General features: G+C 64.0%; 21 protein-coding genes. 9 read left to right on the top strand and 12 right to left on the bottom strand.

Going from position 1 to position 16,529, the window contains the following annotated elements; translation table 11 throughout:
* Positions 1-13: 13 nt before the first annotated feature.
* Positions 14-304, top strand: a complete 291-nt coding sequence (locus DSM43276_RS11065) for a hypothetical protein (RefSeq protein WP_078331175.1) — start codon at positions 14-16, stop codon at positions 302-304.
* Here the strand turns inward: DSM43276_RS11065 and DSM43276_RS11060 are convergent.
* From DSM43276_RS11060 to DSM43276_RS11035, 6 genes are all read right to left on the bottom strand, one after another.
* Positions 293-1,663, bottom strand: coding sequence for an LLM class flavin-dependent oxidoreductase (locus DSM43276_RS11060; protein ID WP_078331174.1), 1,371 nt, complete (start codon positions 1,661-1,663; stop codon positions 293-295). The two genes, DSM43276_RS11065 and DSM43276_RS11060, sit on opposite strands and share 12 nt — an antisense overlap.
* Positions 1,660-2,907 (bottom strand): MFS transporter, encoded by a 1,248-nt coding sequence (locus DSM43276_RS11055; protein WP_078331219.1) that lies wholly within the window; start codon positions 2,905-2,907, stop codon positions 1,660-1,662. The genes DSM43276_RS11060 and DSM43276_RS11055 overlap by 4 nt, the downstream gene beginning before the upstream one ends.
* Before the next feature lie 160 nt (positions 2,908-3,067).
* Positions 3,068-3,550, bottom strand: a complete 483-nt coding sequence (locus DSM43276_RS11050) for a hypothetical protein (RefSeq protein ID WP_078331173.1) — start codon at positions 3,548-3,550, stop codon at positions 3,068-3,070.
* 154 nt (positions 3,551-3,704) lie between these two features.
* On the bottom strand, positions 3,705-3,968 hold the full coding sequence (locus DSM43276_RS11045) for a hypothetical protein (RefSeq protein ID WP_078331172.1): 264 nt from the start codon (positions 3,966-3,968) through the stop codon (positions 3,705-3,707).
* A 25-nt stretch (positions 3,969-3,993) separates the two neighbouring features.
* A complete protein-coding gene (locus DSM43276_RS11040; RefSeq protein ID WP_078331171.1) occupies positions 3,994-4,227 on the bottom strand; it encodes a hypothetical protein in 234 nt (77 codons plus the stop codon).
* A gap of 44 nt (positions 4,228-4,271) precedes the next feature.
* On the bottom strand, positions 4,272-4,583 hold the full coding sequence (locus DSM43276_RS11035; RefSeq protein WP_136629042.1) for a hypothetical protein: 312 nt from the start codon (positions 4,581-4,583) through the stop codon (positions 4,272-4,274).
* A gap of 176 nt (positions 4,584-4,759) precedes the next feature.
* Between DSM43276_RS11035 and DSM43276_RS11030 the strand changes: the two genes are divergently transcribed.
* Positions 4,760-6,241 carry a flavin-containing monooxygenase gene (locus tag DSM43276_RS11030; protein ID WP_078331169.1) on the top strand — a complete coding sequence of 494 codons (1,482 nt, stop codon included), beginning with the start codon at positions 4,760-4,762 and terminating at the stop codon, positions 6,239-6,241.
* Positions 6,242-6,256: 15 nt separating this feature from the next.
* Here DSM43276_RS11030 and DSM43276_RS11025 read toward each other — a convergent pair whose 3' ends face one another.
* Positions 6,257-6,931, bottom strand: a complete 675-nt coding sequence (locus tag DSM43276_RS11025; protein WP_078331168.1) for a (2Fe-2S)-binding protein — start codon at positions 6,929-6,931, stop codon at positions 6,257-6,259.
* A gap of 109 nt (positions 6,932-7,040) precedes the next feature.
* On the opposite strand from DSM43276_RS11025, the gene DSM43276_RS11020 reads away from it, so the two are divergent.
* Positions 7,041-7,487, top strand: a complete 447-nt coding sequence (locus DSM43276_RS11020; RefSeq protein WP_078331167.1) for an SRPBCC family protein — start codon at positions 7,041-7,043, stop codon at positions 7,485-7,487.
* 25 nt (positions 7,488-7,512) lie between these two features.
* Here the strand turns inward: DSM43276_RS11020 and ripD are convergent, their stop codons facing one another.
* Complete coding sequence (gene ripD, locus DSM43276_RS11015) at positions 7,513-8,073, bottom strand: NlpC/P60 family peptidoglycan-binding protein RipD (RefSeq protein ID WP_078331166.1); 561 nt, start codon at positions 8,071-8,073, stop codon at positions 7,513-7,515.
* 243 nt (positions 8,074-8,316) lie between these two features.
* Here ripD and DSM43276_RS11010 point away from each other — a divergent pair, with 243 nt between their 5' ends.
* From DSM43276_RS11010 to katG, 4 genes are all read left to right on the top strand, one after another.
* Positions 8,317-8,982, top strand: a complete 666-nt coding sequence (locus DSM43276_RS11010) for a GNAT family N-acetyltransferase (RefSeq protein WP_078331165.1) — start codon at positions 8,317-8,319, stop codon at positions 8,980-8,982.
* 173 nt (positions 8,983-9,155) lie between these two features.
* The gene (locus tag DSM43276_RS11005) at positions 9,156-9,563 is read left to right on the top strand and encodes a MarR family winged helix-turn-helix transcriptional regulator (RefSeq protein WP_078331218.1); all 408 of its coding nucleotides are present in this window, start codon (positions 9,156-9,158) and stop codon (positions 9,561-9,563) included.
* 153 nt (positions 9,564-9,716) lie between these two features.
* Positions 9,717-10,175 carry a Fur family transcriptional regulator gene (locus tag DSM43276_RS11000; protein WP_078331164.1) on the top strand — a complete coding sequence of 153 codons (459 nt, stop codon included), beginning with the start codon at positions 9,717-9,719 and terminating at the stop codon, positions 10,173-10,175.
* A 36-nt stretch (positions 10,176-10,211) separates the two neighbouring features.
* Positions 10,212-12,428: a catalase/peroxidase HPI gene (katG, locus tag DSM43276_RS10995; RefSeq protein ID WP_078331163.1), complete on the top strand. Its 2,217-nt coding sequence runs from the start codon at positions 10,212-10,214 to the stop codon at positions 12,426-12,428.
* Between the two features lie 64 nt (positions 12,429-12,492).
* Here the strand turns inward: katG and DSM43276_RS10990 are convergent, their stop codons facing one another.
* From DSM43276_RS10990 to qcrB, 3 genes are read right to left on the bottom strand one after another with little or no spacing between them, the layout of a single operon-like run.
* Positions 12,493-12,798 (bottom strand): barstar family protein, encoded by a 306-nt coding sequence (locus tag DSM43276_RS10990; protein WP_078331162.1) that lies wholly within the window; start codon positions 12,796-12,798, stop codon positions 12,493-12,495.
* On the bottom strand, positions 12,795-13,196 hold the full coding sequence (locus DSM43276_RS10985) for a guanyl-specific ribonuclease (protein ID WP_078331161.1): 402 nt from the start codon (positions 13,194-13,196) through the stop codon (positions 12,795-12,797). Before DSM43276_RS10985 ends, DSM43276_RS10990 begins: the two co-directional genes overlap by 4 nt.
* 34 nt (positions 13,197-13,230) lie before the next feature.
* The gene (qcrB, locus tag DSM43276_RS10980) at positions 13,231-14,817 is read right to left on the bottom strand and encodes a cytochrome bc1 complex cytochrome b subunit (protein WP_136629040.1); all 1,587 of its coding nucleotides are present in this window, start codon (positions 14,815-14,817) and stop codon (positions 13,231-13,233) included.
* Between the two features lie 135 nt (positions 14,818-14,952).
* On the opposite strand from qcrB, the gene DSM43276_RS10975 reads away from it, so the two are divergent.
* Complete coding sequence (locus DSM43276_RS10975) at positions 14,953-15,615, top strand: TetR family transcriptional regulator (protein ID WP_078331159.1); 663 nt, start codon at positions 14,953-14,955, stop codon at positions 15,613-15,615.
* On the top strand, positions 15,612-16,262 hold the full coding sequence (locus DSM43276_RS10970) for an enoyl-CoA hydratase-related protein (protein WP_078331158.1): 651 nt from the start codon (positions 15,612-15,614) through the stop codon (positions 16,260-16,262). Before DSM43276_RS10975 ends, DSM43276_RS10970 begins: the two co-directional genes overlap by 4 nt.
* 7 nt (positions 16,263-16,269) lie before the next feature.
* Here DSM43276_RS10970 and DSM43276_RS10965 read toward each other — a convergent pair whose 3' ends face one another.
* Complete coding sequence (locus tag DSM43276_RS10965) at positions 16,270-16,521, bottom strand: hypothetical protein (RefSeq protein ID WP_078327229.1); 252 nt, start codon at positions 16,519-16,521, stop codon at positions 16,270-16,272.
* Positions 16,522-16,529: the final 8 nt, after the last annotated feature.

Below are 16,529 nucleotides of genomic sequence, written 5' to 3'. Positions count from 1 at the left end.
TGGGCCGTGAACCGTGAGCAGCCTGGCCAAGATCGGCGATCCGATTCTGCCCGGTCGGAACGCGGACCTGCGGCAGGCGCAGTACTACCAGGATGTCCTCGGCGAGCTGCGTTCGGCAGCACGGCGAGAATTGGACGACCACCTCGCATCAGTGGAGCGAAGAAGACAGAGCGGCAAGCCATCCAGCCTCTCGCGCCTGCACCGGCTCGTCGGCGCCAAGCGTGCAGAACTGGCCGCCCTTGATCAGCTGATCGGGGCGCTGGGCGATCGATTCGGAGACCACTCGACCCTGTCAGCCGGGTAATTCCGCCCGGCGGTACGTCGTGCCTGGGTGACTGTCGGCCAGGTGCGGGCCGTCATTACCGAGATGCTCACGCAGCGTGCGCGTTTCCCGATGATGCGGCACCCGGCCACGGAGGCGCAGCTCGGGTACGACGAAGCGGGCGAAATCGACGAAGGTCCCGGGTGTGGTGACGTACGCGACGTTGAACCCGTCGATGTCGGCCTCATCGACCCAGCGTTCGAGCTCGTCGGCGATGCCGGAGGCCGAGCCGACGAGAACCGGCCCGCGTCCGCCTATCCCGATCTCCTGTGCCAGTTCCCGTGTGGTCCACGTTCGGCTCGGGTCCTTGGTGAATGAGGCCAACGCCGAACGGTTGGCATCGGTATCGACATGACGCAGTGGCTCATCGGGGTCCAGTTCGGCCAGGTCGACACCGGTCCAGCCGCCGAAGAGTGCCAATGCACCAGTGGCACTGATGAATTGGCGGTACTCGCGCAACTTGGCATGCGCCAGGTCGTGGGTCTCGGCAACAACCGGCGTCACCATGGTGAACACCTTGATGGACCGCGGGTCGCGGCCCAGCCGGGCGGCCTCCTCGCGCAGTGCCCGCACCGGCCCGCGCACCACCTCGGGCGTCGGGCCCGACACGAACACCGCTTCGGCGTGCGCGGCCGCGAACTGAACTCCCCGTGGCGAGGTGCCGGCCTGGAACAGCACCGGCGTGCGTTGAGCGGACGGTTCGCACAGGAATGGTCCGGGAACGGTGAAGTACCGGCCGTCGTGCTCGATGTCGTGGACCTTGGCGGGGTCGGTGAAGATGCCGCGCGCACGGTCACGCACCACGGCATCGGTCTCCCAGGAACCCTCCCAGAGCTTGTAGCAGACCTGCAAGTACTCGTCGGCGATGTCGTAGCGCTGATCGTGCGGTATCTGCGAGTCCATACCCAAATTCCTTGCGGCACTATCGAGATAGGAAGTCACGATGTTCCAGGCGACCCGCCCCTCGGTGAGGTGGTCGAGTGTTGAGAGACGACGAGCCAGCGCGTACGGCTGTTCATAGGTGAGAGACAGCGTGATACCAAACCCGAGTGTTTCGGTGACTGCCGCCATCGCCGAGACGGCCAATGTCGGGTCGTTGACGGGGAATTGCGCGGCATCGACCACGGCGGCATCCCGGGAACCGCCGTAGACGTCGTAGGCACCCAGCACATCGGCGAGGAACAGCAGATCGAAACCACCGGCCTCAAGGGACCGGGCTAGCCCGGTCCAGTAGCCCAGCGCGCGGTAGCGGTGCCCTTGGTCTTCGGGATGGCGCCACAGGCCGGGCGATTGGTGACCGACACATGCCATATCGAAGGCGTTGAGATAGATCCGGCTCACAGGGAATCTCCGATCCGATCGCGGTAGGTCTCGCGCGCGGCCCGTGCCGAGGCGAAGGTGAGCACCGCCAGCACCAGGTAGTAGATGACGATGAGCCAGGGGCTGCCGTGATTCGCGGCCAGCAGCGCCGCGGCAATCAGCGGGGCAAACCCGCCGGACAGCACAGCCCCGATCTGATAGCCGAGGGATGCCCCGCTGTACCGGACACGGGTGTCGAACAGCTCGGCGAACCACGCGGCCTGCGGCCCGTACATGGCGTCGTGAACGATGTTGATGCCGAACACAATAGAGAGCACGACCAGGACCGTCGACCCGCTCCCGGCGGCCAGGAAGAACAGCGTCAAGGCCACCGGACCGGCGGCGGCACCGAACAGGTAGAGGGCGCGGCGGCCCACCTTGTCCGAGAGCGCCGCCCACGCGGGAGTGCTCAGGATGCCGATCGCCGAGGAGATCAGGACGGCGGTCAATCCAACCTGACTATCCTTTCCGAATAGGTCCTGCAGGTACGTCAGCGAGTACGTCGTCAACAGCACGAACAATGCGATCTGCGATAGCCGTAAGCCAATGGTGAGCAGAACATTACGGGGCTGTGTGCGCATCACTTCCACCACAGGAAGCCGCGCTACCTCACCGCGTTCGCGCACCTGCCGGAAGACCGCCGAGTCATTCAGCCGCAGCCGGATCGCCAGGCCGATGCCTACCAAGATGACGCTGCTCAGAAACGGGATCCGCCAGCCGTAGGCAAGAAATGCCTCCGGCCCGGTGACTGCGTGGGTCAGACCGAATACCCCGGTGGCCAAGAGCATTCCCGCGGGCGAGCCCAGCTGGGTGAAGCTGCCGAATAGGCCCCGGCGGCCGGCCGGTGCGTGTTCAACCGACAACAGGGCGGCCCCGCCCCATTCCGCGCCGGCAGCAAGGCCCTGTAGGACCCGTAGCACCGCAAGCGCGGCCGGTGCGAGAACACCCACCTCGGCATAGGTCGGCAGGGCGCCGATGATCGCGGTGGCGGTGCCCATGAGCAGCAGGGCGCCGACGAGAACGGCCTTACGCCCCACGCGGTCTCCCACGTGTCCGGCGATCACCGCCCCGATGGGACGCGCGCCGAAACCTGCCGCGTAGGTGGCGAACGAGGCAAGCGTGCCGGCGGTCGGCGAGACGGTCGGGAAGAACAGCGGCCTGAGGACAAGCGCTGCGGCCGTCGCGTAGAGGTAGAAGTCGTACCATTCGATCGTGGTGCCGACCATGCAACTCAGCGCGACGGTGCGGGCACCGGGACTGCCTTTGTCAGCCGTTCCGTCCGCGCGGACGGCAGGCGCCGTGCTGGTGGAGGTCACGTGACGCCATGCTGTACGGCCCGGCGGCCGGTGGGAACCTTTGCGCTCGGCGGGATTTCAGCGGCAGGGGCTAGAAGCCGCCGGCTCTCATATCGGGCTGCGAATCCTCCAGAGGAGTAAGGATTGTCGCGAGCCAGGTCACCGTCAGGGTCGCCGAGGCGAGTGCGGCGAGCAGCGTCCACACCAGCGGATCGGAGCCGTCTGCGGTCTGATGCCACCACAGCGCGGCGAGACTGGTCACCATGCTGAGCGCCGCGGTGTACGCCGCCGCGCAGCACCACCGGAAGTGTCGACGCCGCAGAGCTATCAGCGAGACAACGCATGCCGTCAGGAACATGATCGATGTTCCCGGCACCACGGCGTCGACATGCAGCGACGGGCCGACCTGGGCACCGAGGTTTGACCAGCGGCTTGCCGCGGCCACGCCCAGGATGATGGCCGCCACGAGCGCGGTCCAGCGGCGTGGTCTGCTCATCCAGACGTCCTCGAGCACGCCGCGCTCGATCGCGCGAAGCGTGTCTTCAAGCCCAACGTCCTGGCGCTGCGTCTTCACTCAATGCCTCCCAAATCCGAACATCTCTGAGACTAGAGGTCGGATGCGGGGCCGCGGCAGTTCCATGCCACTTGTCATTCGTCCTGCTAGGTTCCCGCCGTCGACCTCGCCCCCGTGCCGCGCCGCAGGCCTCCGGTGTTTCTCGGATGAGTCGTTAGCGCGACGTCGACGTCGAGTTCGGGTCGTAGGTCATGACCGGAGGGTTGGTACCCCAGGGCACCAAGGGGTTGGTTCCATAAGGAAGCCACGGATTGGTGCCTCCCGCCGGGCAGAAGATCTGTCCATGGCAGGGGGTCTCACCACCGGCGAGGAGCGCCCGCGGGGTCTGCGTTGGTATCGGTAGCGCCACGGCGACGGCCGCGCCGATAAATACCAACGCTTTCGCGGCATGATGCCCGCTGACGTGTGCGATCTGCATGATCCGGACCTTCCTATCGTTCTGGTCAGTGCTGTCCGTAGGGGAAGTTCTGAATGCTGACTCCCCACGGGACGTCGGGATTGGTGCCCGCCGGGACACGGGGATTGGTTCCGCCCGGCAGGCAGTAGTCGAACGCGTCGGTGTCGCACGGTGTTTGATATGCCACGCGAGACAGACTGAGCGCGCCATCGGCGGGCAAGAGCAGCATCACGACCGCGCATCCGGCGGCCAGCGAAATGCCCAGATTGGTGGCGAGCATCGGTTGTGTCCCTTCTGTGGTGCACTGGGTATTCACTGCTTGGCCTATGCGCAGTTGAGGGTCACGTAGGCGATCTTGAAATCCGGGGGCTCCGGGTCGCGGGCCGGAGCCGGCCTGATATCGCTCGTATGGAGGTGCTGCACCGGAGTTTGGGTCAGGATCGAACGCACCGTGCAGTCCTCGATGTCTCGTCCGCCCACCTTGGTGACGATGACGCGATACCCCTCAGAGGTGAGCATGTTGATCACCCCTTGGGCGCCACCCACCGCGGCCGGGCCCGCGGCGGCAACCGGGGATCCAGCGACGGCTTCGGCCGCGAACACCGCTGCCGAGACGAGTCCCGTCGCGGACACCACTCGGACGAGCATTCTTCGGCGTTGACCTGCGCATTGACGGATCATTGGAGTTGCTCCTCTCGCTCTGAGGTCCACCATAAGACACTACGTGTCATTAAGTAAACGCAGTGTCATGTGGCGTGGAGCACATCTAGACGGACGAACCATTTATCGGCGGTCACGGCTAGCATTGGGACATGACAACGCAGTTTGATGCCGTGATCGTCGGGGCCGGTTTCGGCGGGATGGGCGCGGCGATCCAGCTCAAGGAGCTCGGCCTGACCAATCTGGCGATCCTGGATCGCGAGGATGATCTCGGCGGTACCTGGCATGTCAATCACTACCCCGGCCTGGCTGTCGACATCCCTTCGGCAACCTATTCGTACTCATTCGAGCCGAACCCGTACTGGTCGCGGTTGTTCGCGCCGGGCGCCGAGCTCAAGCAGTACGCCGCGCATGTGGCCGAGAAGCACGATCTGCGCAAGTACATGCGCTTCAACACCCCGGTATCGGGTGCGCGCTGGGACGAGGAGGGGCAGCACTGGGTGGTGGCCACCGAGGCCGGCGATACCGTCACCGGCAAGTACCTGCTCACCGCCACCGGCTACCTGTCGCAGCCGAAGATGCCCGATATCGAGGGCATCGAATCCTTCGCCGGCAAGATCATCCACACCACCAAATGGGACAACAGCTTTCGTGCGGCGGGTCACAAGATTGGCCTGATTGGCACCGGAGCAACCGCCGTTCAGCTCATTCCCGAGCTGGCCAAGGATGCGCAACATCTCACCGTGTACCAGCGCACGCCGATCTGGGTGGTGCCCAAGGCAGACGCGAAGGTCCCGGGTGTGATCAAGAAGCTCTTCGCCCGGGTGCCACGAACCCAAAAGATCGCTCGCACAGTGGGTTCGGCGATCCTCGAGGTGATCATGGTGGGCGGAGTATTGCATTTCCGCCAGTTCCGGCAGGCCAACAATGGGGCCGCGATGCTGGCCAAGGCGCATTTGTTCGCACAGGTGCGCGATCGCGAGCTGCGCCGCAAGCTGACACCCGACTATGACTTCGGCTGTAAGCGGCCGACCTTCTCGAACACCTATTTCCGCGCGTTTGCCAAGAAGAATGTCAGCCTCGAGACGGCATCCATCGAGCGCATCGAGCCCGACGGCATCGTCACGAGCGATGGTCGCAAGACGGTCATCGACACCTTGGTGCTGGCCACCGGATTCAATCTGTGGGAATCGGCCTTCCCGGCATTCGAGGTGATCGGCCGTGAGGACTATAACCTCGGAAAGTTCTGGCGAGACAACCGTTTCCAGGCCTTCGAGGGGATCACCGTCCCCAAGTTCCCGAATCTGTTGACGCTGAACGGTCCGTACTCCTACAGCGGATTGTCCTACTTCGACACCATCGAGTCGCAAATGCGACACATGAAGCGGCTCTTCGGAGAAATGGCGCGCACCGGTGCGGAAACCTTCGAGGTCACCGACGAGGCCAACACCGAATTCCTGAACCGCATGAACCACAACTTGGACAGTTCGGTGTTCTACCTCGGCAGCTGCCAGACAGCACGAAGCTACTACTTCAATCAGCACGGTGAGGCAGCGCTGCTGCGTCCGACGTCGACGGCCAGCGCGTACAAGGAGCAGGAGTCGTTCCCGCTCGAGGCGTACCAGTTGGCCTAGTCGGTTCTGATCTGGCTAGGTGAGGACACAATCACCGCAGACCGCAGAACGGTCGTCGGTGAGCTGGTAGATGAGGCAGCAGCTGCGCCTCCGGAAATCCGGTCCCGCGCGTAGGGTGCCGTCGTCGATGCGCCGGTCGCGAAGGTGTGCGTTGGCGATGTCGCGGGCGACATCGGTCAGCTCAGGTCGCGACGACGCGATGAGACGCGCCGCGCTATTGACGGCCGATCCGATATTTCCCCAGAGAACGCGGTGACTCACGCCGGTGTGGTCGATGACGCCCTGCGTAATCGATTCGACGGCCGACCCGGCAAGGGCGTTGCACTCCCCCGCCCGTACGACCACCGACAGCGGAAAGGGGCCACCCAATTGGTCCTGCCACCACAACTCGTGCAATTCCTGCGAGATTCGCAGCTCACCGCAGGTCGCGGCGGCGATGGTTGGCGCGAGGATGCGGGCGACAAGGCCCAGATGTGCCACCGAGGCCGCTACCCGCAGATCGATGTCGGCGGGACCTGCCGCCGTGCGCGTGGCGAGACTGCTTCGGACGCTATCGATCCGGTCCGCGAGCGCGCTTGATTCGTCGGTCAGCTCCGCCATAGACCGCCACGGGGGCCTCGGTGTCTCCCCGGCGTCATGCATCTCAACGGCGAAGAAGGGCCCAAAAGCCGACAGCTCAACCGCGCTCACACGCCGATGATGCCACCAGCACGATCAAGATCACGCGCGGGCGAGGCATTGGGATTAGGTTGTTGGCGTCCACTGCATCGATTGGTGGTGTGCACGGAAGGGGTGTTTGGTGGCTGAGCAGGTCGGGGACCTCACTACTGTCAACTTTGAGTACCACTACGCGTATCCTGCTCACAGCGTGTGGTCGGTGCTCAACTCGCCACAGTTCTTCGGGCAGTGGGTCAGAGATTTCGGGCCGACGAAATACGAAACGGGACTGAACTTTTCGTTTAGCGTCTTCCCGTTCGTGGGAAGCGGATTCGTCGGAGAGATCGACGGCCGGTTCACCGAGGTGGTCGACGATGAGGTGTTGGCCTACCGGATGGCCACCCGTGACGGTTCGATCGTCATCAACTCGCGCTGGATCCTGGAGCCGGACTCGGACGGAACACGACTATCGGTCGAGGCGACCGGGTTCGATCCGAATGACCATGACCAGATGCGATTCAGGCAGCTGTGTCTCGTGGGCTGGCCCGCCGTACTGGAGCGGATTGACGACTTTCTGCGCGAGCAGTGATCGCGCAGAATGCGCGCTGATCTGGCTACTCGATCACGCGAACCAGGTAGGGGGCCATGTCGTTGAAGCGCACCGGCGATACCTGCACCGCGGGTTCGGATGCCTCCAGCATGAGGTTGTTACCCAGGAACATCGTCACGCTCTGGCTGCCATTGGGTCCATAGAAGATGAGGTCTCCCGGGAGCGCCTGTGCTGGAAGTACTTTCCGGCCGCCTTTGTAGTCGTACTGGTCGCCGGACCGGCGGGGCAGTTTGATGCCCGCGGCGGCGTAGGAGTAGACCATGAGCCCGGAGGCGTCGAATCCCGGGACCTTCGGGGCGGGCGCAGCCACCGGAGCCGGAATCAACCCCAGCAGGCTCGTGGTCGCCTCGGGTGCGGCCGGCGCCGTGTCGGTGCTCGTGGTCGGCCCCTCGGTGTTGCCGCCCCCATACGTGAACGGCACGCCGCGCTGACTCAGGCCCCGCGCGATTACCGCGTTGATGGCCTTCTGGGCGTCGGCGGGGCTTCTGTGGACGTCGGCGGAGGCCAGCCCCGGCGTGGCGAACAACAGGGCGATGCCGAGCATGACTGCGTAGGTGCGTTTCATTCGATTGTCACTTCTCTCCGGCCGTGAACTCTGACTCCCGGGTGGTTCCTTCCGGCCGGCGACGACCACCAAGATCCTTTCTACCGCCGACATCGTGTAGATCCCAATTAGGTTCTCGGACATGGCCAATGAGTTGTCGTACTGTAACCGAACGGTGACACTGGGACGCTGTACGGCGACAAGTCAACCCTTGCGCTCAACGTTTCTTGAGCGCGCTCGGCCTACCGGTCGTAGGCTGACGCCATGACCGATCACGACCGCCTTGCCACCCGCCGCGAGATTGCCGATGCACTCACGAACGCCTTCGAACGGCGTCATGAGGTGCTTGATCTGATTGTGGAATCCGATGACCGAAAGAACGCCGTCGATGCGATCGCTACATTGCTGGGCACCTCGCACCTGGGCGGCGAAGCGGTCATGGGCATGTCCTTCAACCAGCTGACCAAGGATGAGCGCCGCAAGAACGCCGCAGAGCTCGAGGATCTCAACAGCCAGCTCACCTTCACCCTCATGGAACGCCCCGCGAGTTCGGGAGACAGCCTCGAACTGCGACCGTTCTCCGGTGATTCCGACGCCGATATCTTCGCGGCCCGCACCGACGAGGTAGGCCAGGCGGGCGACGGTTCCGGTGCCCCGGCGGGCGGTCTCGAAGACGAGCTGAGGGCGGCACTCGCGCGCATTGACGACGAGGAAGCGGCCTGGTTTGTCGCGCTCGAAGGGCCCAGCAAGGTGGGTCTCGTCTTTGGCGAACTGGTCGACGGTGAGGTGAACGTGCGGATCTGGGTTCATCCCGATCATCGAAAGAAGGGTTACGGCACAGCGGCTTTGCGGAAGTCCCGGTCGGTGATGGCGGCCTACTTCCCCGCCGTCCCCATGGTGGTGCGGGCCCCCGGAGCCGCCACGTCGTGAGTGTGGAGGTAGCCGGGCGCTCATCAAGAGCATTAATCAATGTGCTTGATGCACTGACGAATTGGCGCGAATTTTCTGGACGACACGCCGCCCTCGCGTTCCTCTTCGGGCGGTGGAACATTGGCGAAGTCCGCTACTGTTGACACGGTATGAGCACACACGAGGAATCTCCGATGGGCATTCTGGTGTCTCAGATCTATCGCGTGCTGTGGTCACGAGCCTCGGTGATCGTGCGCGACTTCGGCGTGACGGTTCCGCAGATGGAATGTCTGGCCGTGCTGTCCGCACAGCCGGGGATATCCAATGTTGAGATCGCCGCAGAGCTTCGCATCACGCCCCAGGCGGTAAGTCTGGTCCAGCGGTCCCTTGAAGAGGCAGGTCTGGTGCTTCGGTCGCGTCGACAAGCCGACGCCAGAGTGCTGACCACCGAGTTGACCGCCAAAGGGCGCAAGCTCTTCGAGCGTGCCGATGCCACTCTGCGCGAGGACGACGACGAGGTACTCGCCAACATGACAGAGAAAGATCGCGCCCAGCTGCGCAGGCTGCTCGGCGGTGTGATCGAAACCATGTCGGCGAGGTAATTCTCCCCATTGCCGGGCGCAAAGCGCTCGGCGCCGACGCCATGTGACGGTCATTGTCGACTCCTTTGCGCTGGTCAGGCTGGTTGTGAACTCTTTCCGACTCTTTTGCGTATTTCCTGGATTCATTCCAGATAATTGAGGCATACTGACCTCGTGGCCTTCAGTTCGGATGAGTACGCGGCGCTGCTGCGGACTGCTGATCTGCGGGTGACCCGGCCCCGGGTGGCCGTCCTCGAAGCCGTGGAAGCGCACCCGCACGCCGACACCGAGACCGTCTTTGGTGTCGTCAGGACCGGTCTGCCCGAAGTGTCCCGGCAGGCCGTTTACGACGTCTTGGCGGCGCTGACTTCGGCGGGCCTGGTGCGCAAGATCCAGCCCTCCGGCTCCGTCGCCCGGTACGAATCGCGGGTCGGCGACAACCATCACCATGTCGTATGCCGCTCGTGCGGCGTTATCGCGGACGTCGACTGCGCCGTCGGCGCCGCGCCGTGCCTCACCCCATCCGACTACAACGGTTTCGTCCTTGAGGAGGCCGAGGTTATCTATTGGGGCCTATGCCCCGACTGCGCTTCCCCGCAAGCGCCCACACGAATTTCGGGATCACACACGTGATCACAGCCCATATCACCCCCTCCCGAAAGGATCGCTGTGCCTGAAGAACACCCGCCCATCGCAGAGGCGAACAACCAGCCGTCGAACGGTTGCCCCGTTGCTGGCGGCCGACTGAATTACCCCGTCGAGGGTGGTAACGCCAACCGCGAATGGTGGCCCACCCAGCTCAACCTGGGCATCCTCAAGAAGAATCCGCCGGCGGCCAACCCCCTCGGTGAGGACTTCGACTACGCCAAGGCCGTCCAGACGATCAACGTTGACCAGCTGAAAAAGGATGTCGAGACAGTCCTGACCGATTCGCAGGACTGGTGGCCAGCCGACTTCGGCAACTACGGCCCGATGTTCATCCGCATGTCGTGGCATGCCGCCGGCACCTATCGTGTCGCCGATGGTCGGGGCGGCGCGGGCGCCGGTATGCAGCGGTTCGCCCCGCTGAACAGCTGGCCCGACAACGTGCTGCTGGATCGCGCGCGGCGCCTGCTGTGGCCCGTCAAGAAGAAGTACGGAAACTCTCTGTCCTGGGCCGACCTCATCGTCTTCGCCGGTAACCACGCCATGGACACCATGGGGTTCAAGACCTTTGGGTTCGCGTTCGGGCGTGAGGACCGCTGGGAGCCCGAGCAGGATGTCTACTGGGGCCCCGAGCACACCTGGTTGGGTGATGAGCGTTACACCGGTGATCGCGACCTGGAGAACCCCCTTGCCGCGGTGCAGATGGGTCTGATCTACGTCAATCCCGAAGGGCCCAATGGCAATCCGGATCCACTGGCCGCCGCCGTCGACATTCGCGAGACCTTTGCCCGGATGGCAATGAACGACGAGGAAACCGCGGCGCTGATCGTCGGTGGTCACACCTTTGGTAAGACGCACGGTGCGGGCGATGCCGGGCTGGTCGGGCCGGTTCCCGAGGACGCGCCGCTGGAGCAGATGGGCATCGGCTGGAAGAGCTCGTTCGGCTCCGGCAAGGGCAATGACGCGATCGGCAGTGGTCTGGAAGTTACCTGGACCCACACGCCGACCAAGTGGGACAACAGCTTCCTGGAGATTCTGTACGGCAACGAGTGGGAGCTGACCAAGAGCCCTGCCGGTGCGCATCAGTGGAAGCCCAAAGACGGGGGCTGGGCCAACTCGGTACCGACGGCGCAGGGCACGGGCAAGACGCATCCGTCGATGCTCACCACGGATCTGTCGATGCGCTTCGATCCCATCTACGAAGGGATCACCCGGCGCTGGCTCGACCATCCCGAAGAGCTGGCCGACGCCTACGCCAAGGCCTGGTACAAGCTGATCCACCGCGACCTAGGGCCGCTCGCCCGCTACCTCGGTCCGTTGGTGCCCACCGAGACTCTGCTGTGGCAGGACGTCATTCCCGCCTCCGAGACCAATATCGGGGCCGATGACATCGCCGAGCTGAAGAAGCAGATTCTCGCTTCCGGCCTTACTGTGCCGCAGCTTGTTTCGACCGCATGGAAGGCAGCGGCCTCGTATCGCAACAGCGATAAGCGTGGTGGTGCCAACGGCGGCCGTATCCGGTTGCAGCCGCAGGCCGGCTGGGAATCCAACGAACCCGATGAGCTCGCCCAGGTGATCCGCACACTGGAGGGCATCCAGGAGTCCTTCAACACGGGAGGCAAGAAGGTCTCGTTCGCCGATCTCGTCGTACTCGGTGGCGCCGCTGCCGTCGAAAAGGCGGCCAAGGACGCCGGATTCGATATCACCGTGCCATTCACACCCGGCCGCGGCGATGCCACCCAGGAACAGACCGATGTCGACTCGTTCTCCTACCTGGAGCCGGCTGCCGATGGTTTCCGCAACTACCTGGGCAAGGGGGCGCAGATCCCTGCCGAATACAAGTTGATCGACAAGGCCAACCTGTTGGCGCTGTCCCCGCCGGAACTGACTGTCCTCGTCGGCGGTCTGCGCGTGCTGGGTGCCAACTACCAGGGCTCGGAGCTCGGCGTGCTCACCGACAGGCCCGGAACATTGACGAACGACTTCTTCGTCAATCTAGTCGACATGGGTACGCAGTGGACACCCTCGTCAGCCGACGACGGCACCTACCTGGGGACCGATCGTGCCAGCGGCACGGCGAAGTGGACCGCTAGTCGGGTGGATCTGGTGTTCGGTGCCAATTCCGAGCTGCGCGCTCTCGCAGAGGTTTACGCACAGGATGACGCCAAGGAGAAGTTCGTCAACGACTTCGTCGCGGCTTGGGTCAAGGTGTCGAACGCGGACCGGTTCGACGTTCGCTGATCTCGCAGCACGTGGGTGGCCGGCTCCTTCGGGGGCCGGCCATCGCGCTATCGGTCAGGACTAGTCACCGTCTGTCGTCTGGGTCTTTCGTCTCGGCACGCGTCGTCAGCGGTACGCCGGCCTCCTCGAAGATCTCCTCGATGGCGTCCCAGTCCCTCTTCCCCACCGCCGACTTGATGCGCGCCGCGTCCCGCAGCACGAACCGGAACGGCTCATCTTCGGGGGTACCGAATCCCCCTCGAAGGCAATCGACAAGGGCGTCGAGGTTGCTGCCGAAGTAGCCGCCCGGCCCGTTCACCGCACGGCCGAGCTCGGTGAAAAAGTCCGCCCGGGTGCGAACGTGGGAGCCATCGACGAGATAGGTCTTCATGCGCCGTCAACCTCACAGAATGACTGGTAGTGGTCGCCCGTGTAGTAGACGTGCGGCGGATCGTTCAGCGGATTGCCGCCGGTGATGATGCGCCGCGTGCCGCGCGTCTTACCGCCCGGAGTGCGGACCGTGTACTCGTGGTAGTACCCGCGGGGCTCCGAGGGCAATACCCTCTCGCGATTCTGGAACACGACGCCGTCATTGCGGGGATACGGAAATGGTCCGCCGGCATGGATAAGGTCCACGGTTCCGGTCGCCTCGGAAGGTAGCTCGGACAGATCGCACTGGGAGATGGTGGCGCGCGCCGGTAAGGGCTCAGTGCAACCGATGAGCGCCAATGCGAGGACCGCGGCGCCGACGGCACGCAAACACGGCGACATGCCTCGACGGTACTGCATATATCTGCCGGAACCGAGGTCGTTGACGGCCGAGTTACCTCGATCTTCCCCGCAGCACGGCCAATTCGGTATGCGCGGACGCGTGCTCGGCTTCTACCAGTGCGGCTTGCTCGTCGGCGGGGTCGGCGAACAGGAATGAGCCGGTGCCGGGTGCGCCGGCGGATCCGAGTTTGTTCATGCGTTGAGGTACTGCTGCGCCCTGGTATTCCAGCGGGATGGCGTGGCCGTGCTCGTCGACTCCGGCCAGTGGCTGGTGCAGCTCGATGTATTCACCGTGCGGCAGTCGCTTGATGATGCCGGTTTCGATGCCGTGTTCGAGTATCGCGCGGTCGCTGCGTTGTAGGCCGATGGCCCACCGGTAGGCGAGGTAGTAGACGACGATCGGCAAGATGACCATCCCGATGCGGCCGATCCACGTCGTTGCGTTCAGCGAGATGTGGAACTTCAGCGCGATGACGTCGTTGATGCACGACAGCGTGAGCAGAATGTACAGCGAAAAGGCCGCTGCCCCAATGGCGGTGCGTACCGGGGCATCACGCGGACGCTGCAGCAGATTGTGATGCGCATCGTCACCGGTAATGCATCGCTCGATCCATGGCCAGGCGACAATCATCGCGAATGCGAGCATGATGCCCAGCACGCCCCACAGCACTGCGGGCACGGTGTAGCCGAAGAGGTACAGCTCCCAATCTGGGACGAGCCGAAGCAGACCGTCAGTCCACATCAGGTAGATATCCGGTGGTGATCCGGCCGCCACCTGGGATGGCTTGTAGGGTCCGAGGTTCCAGACCGGATTGATCTGCAGCAGACCACCCATGAGCGCGAGAATAGCCGTCACGACGGCGAAGAACGCACCGGATTTCATGGCGAACACCGGAACGATCCTCACCCCAACAACATTGGATTCTGTGCGCCGCGGCCCCGGGAATTGCGTGTGTTTCTGATACCACACCAGCGCCAGGTGCACGCCGATGAGAGCGATCATGATGGCAGGAATGAGCAGCACATGCAGGGCGTAAAGTCTTGGTAGCACGATGTTTCCGGGGAAGTCGCCACCGAACAACGCCCAGTGCATCCAGGTGCCGATGATCGGTAGCGACATCATGCCCTGGGTGACCACGCGAAGGCCGGTACCGGACAGCAGATCATCGGGCAGCGAGTAGCCCGCGAACCCTTCTGCCATGGCAAGGATCAGCAGCAGCGAGCCGATCACCCAGTTGGCCTCGCGCGGGCGGCGGAACGCGCCGGTGAAGAAGACGCGGGCCAAGTGCACGACGATTGAGGCCGCGAACATCAGCGCCGCCCAGTGGTGGATCTGGCGGACAAACAGCCCGCCGCGGACCTCAAAACTCAGATTCAGGGCGCTCTCGTAGGCCTTGGACATCTGCATGCCGCGCAGCGGTTGGTAGACGCCGTTATAAGTGACCTCGGCCATCGACGGATCGAAGAACAGGGCCAGATAGATGCCCGAAAGCAGCAGCACCACAAAGCTATAGAGTGCGATCTCGCCCAGCAGGAATGACCAGTGCGTCGGGAAGACCTTGTTCATCTGTCTTCGCAGGCCCGATGCCGCGTGGTAGCGCGAATCGACCGCCCTGGCAAGCTCCGTTGCTTGACCCATAGCTGCTCCCTCGGAAAGAGACTTTGTGCCTACTACGGAGAGTAGTACGTCATTACTACTTGCGGTAGTAATTGTCGGAGATTTGTTGAGTCGGCCTATTGAATAACAGAGCATTCGCTCTGTTATTCTCCGGGTGTGCCCCGCCCCCGCATCCATTCCGTCGACGATCTGCTCGATGCCACCGAGCGGATCGCGGTGGATGAGGGTCCGGCGGCGGTGACGGTCCGCGCGGTTTCCCAGGTGACCGGGATTTCCAATGGCGCCATCTACCATGCCTTCGGATCACGTGGTGCGATGGTCGGACGGGCCTGGTTGCGCGCCGCGGAGCGGTATCTCGCCATGCAACGTGACGCCGTCGATGCAGCGTTCGCGGCCGGTGCCCCTATCCATGCCGCCGCCGTGAACGCGGTTGTCGCGGCCGCCGACACCCCCGCCGTCTTCGCCGAACGTTTCCCCGAATCCTCGCGGCTCGTGCTCGGTGTGCGGCGCGAGGATCTTCTGGGCCCCGATGTTCCCGGCGACGTCGTCGACGCCATGGCGGGCGCCGACGCGATGCTCGTCGCGTTGTTCATTCGCCTGTCACGAGCCCTGTGGGATCGGGAGGACGGCCGCGCGGTTCAGGTCATCGAGGACTGCATCGTGGGGTTGCCGACCGGCCTTCTGTTGCGGGGGCGCCGCCAGCCCGATGCGGCGGCACGCTCGCGTCTGCAGGCCGCGGTGCGCGCCATTCTTGCTCTCGATCCACCCTCAGCGCGCCCAAAAACGAAGGGCGCCAAAACGAAAGGAAACACGGGATGACCCCCACTCTCGAACTTCAGGACACCGTCGCGGTTCTGAACCTCGGCGCGGACGAGAACCGCTTCTCCCCAGATTGGCTCGATACCGTCGATGGGCTCCTCGACGATGCGCTGACGTATGCCAAGCCATTGGTCACCGTGGGAGCCGGAAAGTTCTACTCGAACGGACTCGATCTGGATTGGCTTCTGTCCCACGGTGATCAGACTGACTGGTACATCGGCCGCGTGCACGCGCTCTTCAGTCGGGTCCTCACCCTCCCGCTGCCCACCGTCGCCGCGGTCAACGGTCACGCGTTCGGGGCCGGGGCGATGCTTGCCGTCGCCCACGACTACCGGGTGATGCGATCCGACCGTGGGTACTTGTGCTTCCCCGAGGTCGATATCAACATCCCGTTTACCCCCGGAATGGCGAGCCTCATCCAGGCCAAAGTGACCCCGCAGACAGCGGTCACCGCCATGACTACCGGACATCGGTACGGCGGAGACGCCGCCGTTGCCGCGGGTCTGGCCGACCGGGCCGCGGCCGAAGACGAAGTACTCAGCGTCGCAGTCGATCTGATGGGTCCCCTGGCCGGTAAGAACAGCGGAACGCTGGGCGCCATCAAGACGACCATGTTCGCCGCGACCACCGCCGCCCTGGCGGCGTAGGGCAGCTCTACTGAGGTGGAACCACCGGTGGGCGGCACACGTTGCCCACCGGGTCCCACCACCAACCGTTATCGCAGTTCAACGGCGTTGTCGCTACCGCTGGTCGGCACGTGTTGGCCACCGGGTCCCACCATCCGTCCGGACAGTTGGGCACGATGGGATCTGCCGAGCCGATGGCCGGTGCGATGCCGGACACCGCGGCGAGCGGAAATATCGTTCCCGCGGCCACAATCATTAGTCGGCGTGCAAGCGTGTTCATGTGGCCCA

The sequence above is a fragment of the Mycobacteroides salmoniphilum genome (assembly GCF_004924335.1).
Classification (GTDB): Bacteria; Actinomycetota; Actinomycetes; order Mycobacteriales; family Mycobacteriaceae; genus Mycobacterium; species Mycobacterium salmoniphilum.
This window is presented reverse-complemented; position numbering and strand designations above follow the sequence as displayed.

Excerpts from the sequence above, each read along its gene's own strand:
- DSM43276_RS11010 (WP_078331165.1), top strand. The coding sequence starts at position 8,317 with ATGACCGATCACGACCGCCTTGCCACCCGCCGCGAGATTGCCGATGCA.
- DSM43276_RS10990 (WP_078331162.1), bottom strand. The coding sequence starts at position 12,798 with ATGAAGACCTATCTCGTCGATGGCTCCCACGTTCGCACCCGGGCGGAC.
- DSM43276_RS10965 (WP_078327229.1), bottom strand. The coding sequence starts at position 16,521 with ATGAACACGCTTGCACGCCGACTAATGATTGTGGCCGCGGGAACGATA.
- qcrB (WP_136629040.1), bottom strand. The coding sequence starts at position 14,817 with ATGGGTCAAGCAACGGAGCTTGCCAGGGCGGTCGATTCGCGCTACCAC.
- DSM43276_RS10970 (WP_078331158.1), top strand. The coding sequence starts at position 15,612 with ATGACCCCCACTCTCGAACTTCAGGACACCGTCGCGGTTCTGAACCTC.
- DSM43276_RS11005 (WP_078331218.1), top strand. The coding sequence starts at position 9,156 with ATGGGCATTCTGGTGTCTCAGATCTATCGCGTGCTGTGGTCACGAGCC.
- DSM43276_RS11030 (WP_078331169.1), top strand. The coding sequence starts at position 4,760 with ATGACAACGCAGTTTGATGCCGTGATCGTCGGGGCCGGTTTCGGCGGG.
- DSM43276_RS11040 (WP_078331171.1), bottom strand. The coding sequence starts at position 4,227 with ATGCTCGCCACCAATCTGGGCATTTCGCTGGCCGCCGGATGCGCGGTC.
- DSM43276_RS10985 (WP_078331161.1), bottom strand. The coding sequence starts at position 13,196 with ATGCAGTACCGTCGAGGCATGTCGCCGTGTTTGCGTGCCGTCGGCGCC.
- DSM43276_RS11045 (WP_078331172.1), bottom strand. The coding sequence starts at position 3,968 with ATGCAGATCGCACACGTCAGCGGGCATCATGCCGCGAAAGCGTTGGTA.
- DSM43276_RS11055 (WP_078331219.1), bottom strand. The coding sequence starts at position 2,907 with ATGGTCGGCACCACGATCGAATGGTACGACTTCTACCTCTACGCGACG.
- ripD (WP_078331166.1), bottom strand. The coding sequence starts at position 8,073 with ATGAAACGCACCTACGCAGTCATGCTCGGCATCGCCCTGTTGTTCGCC.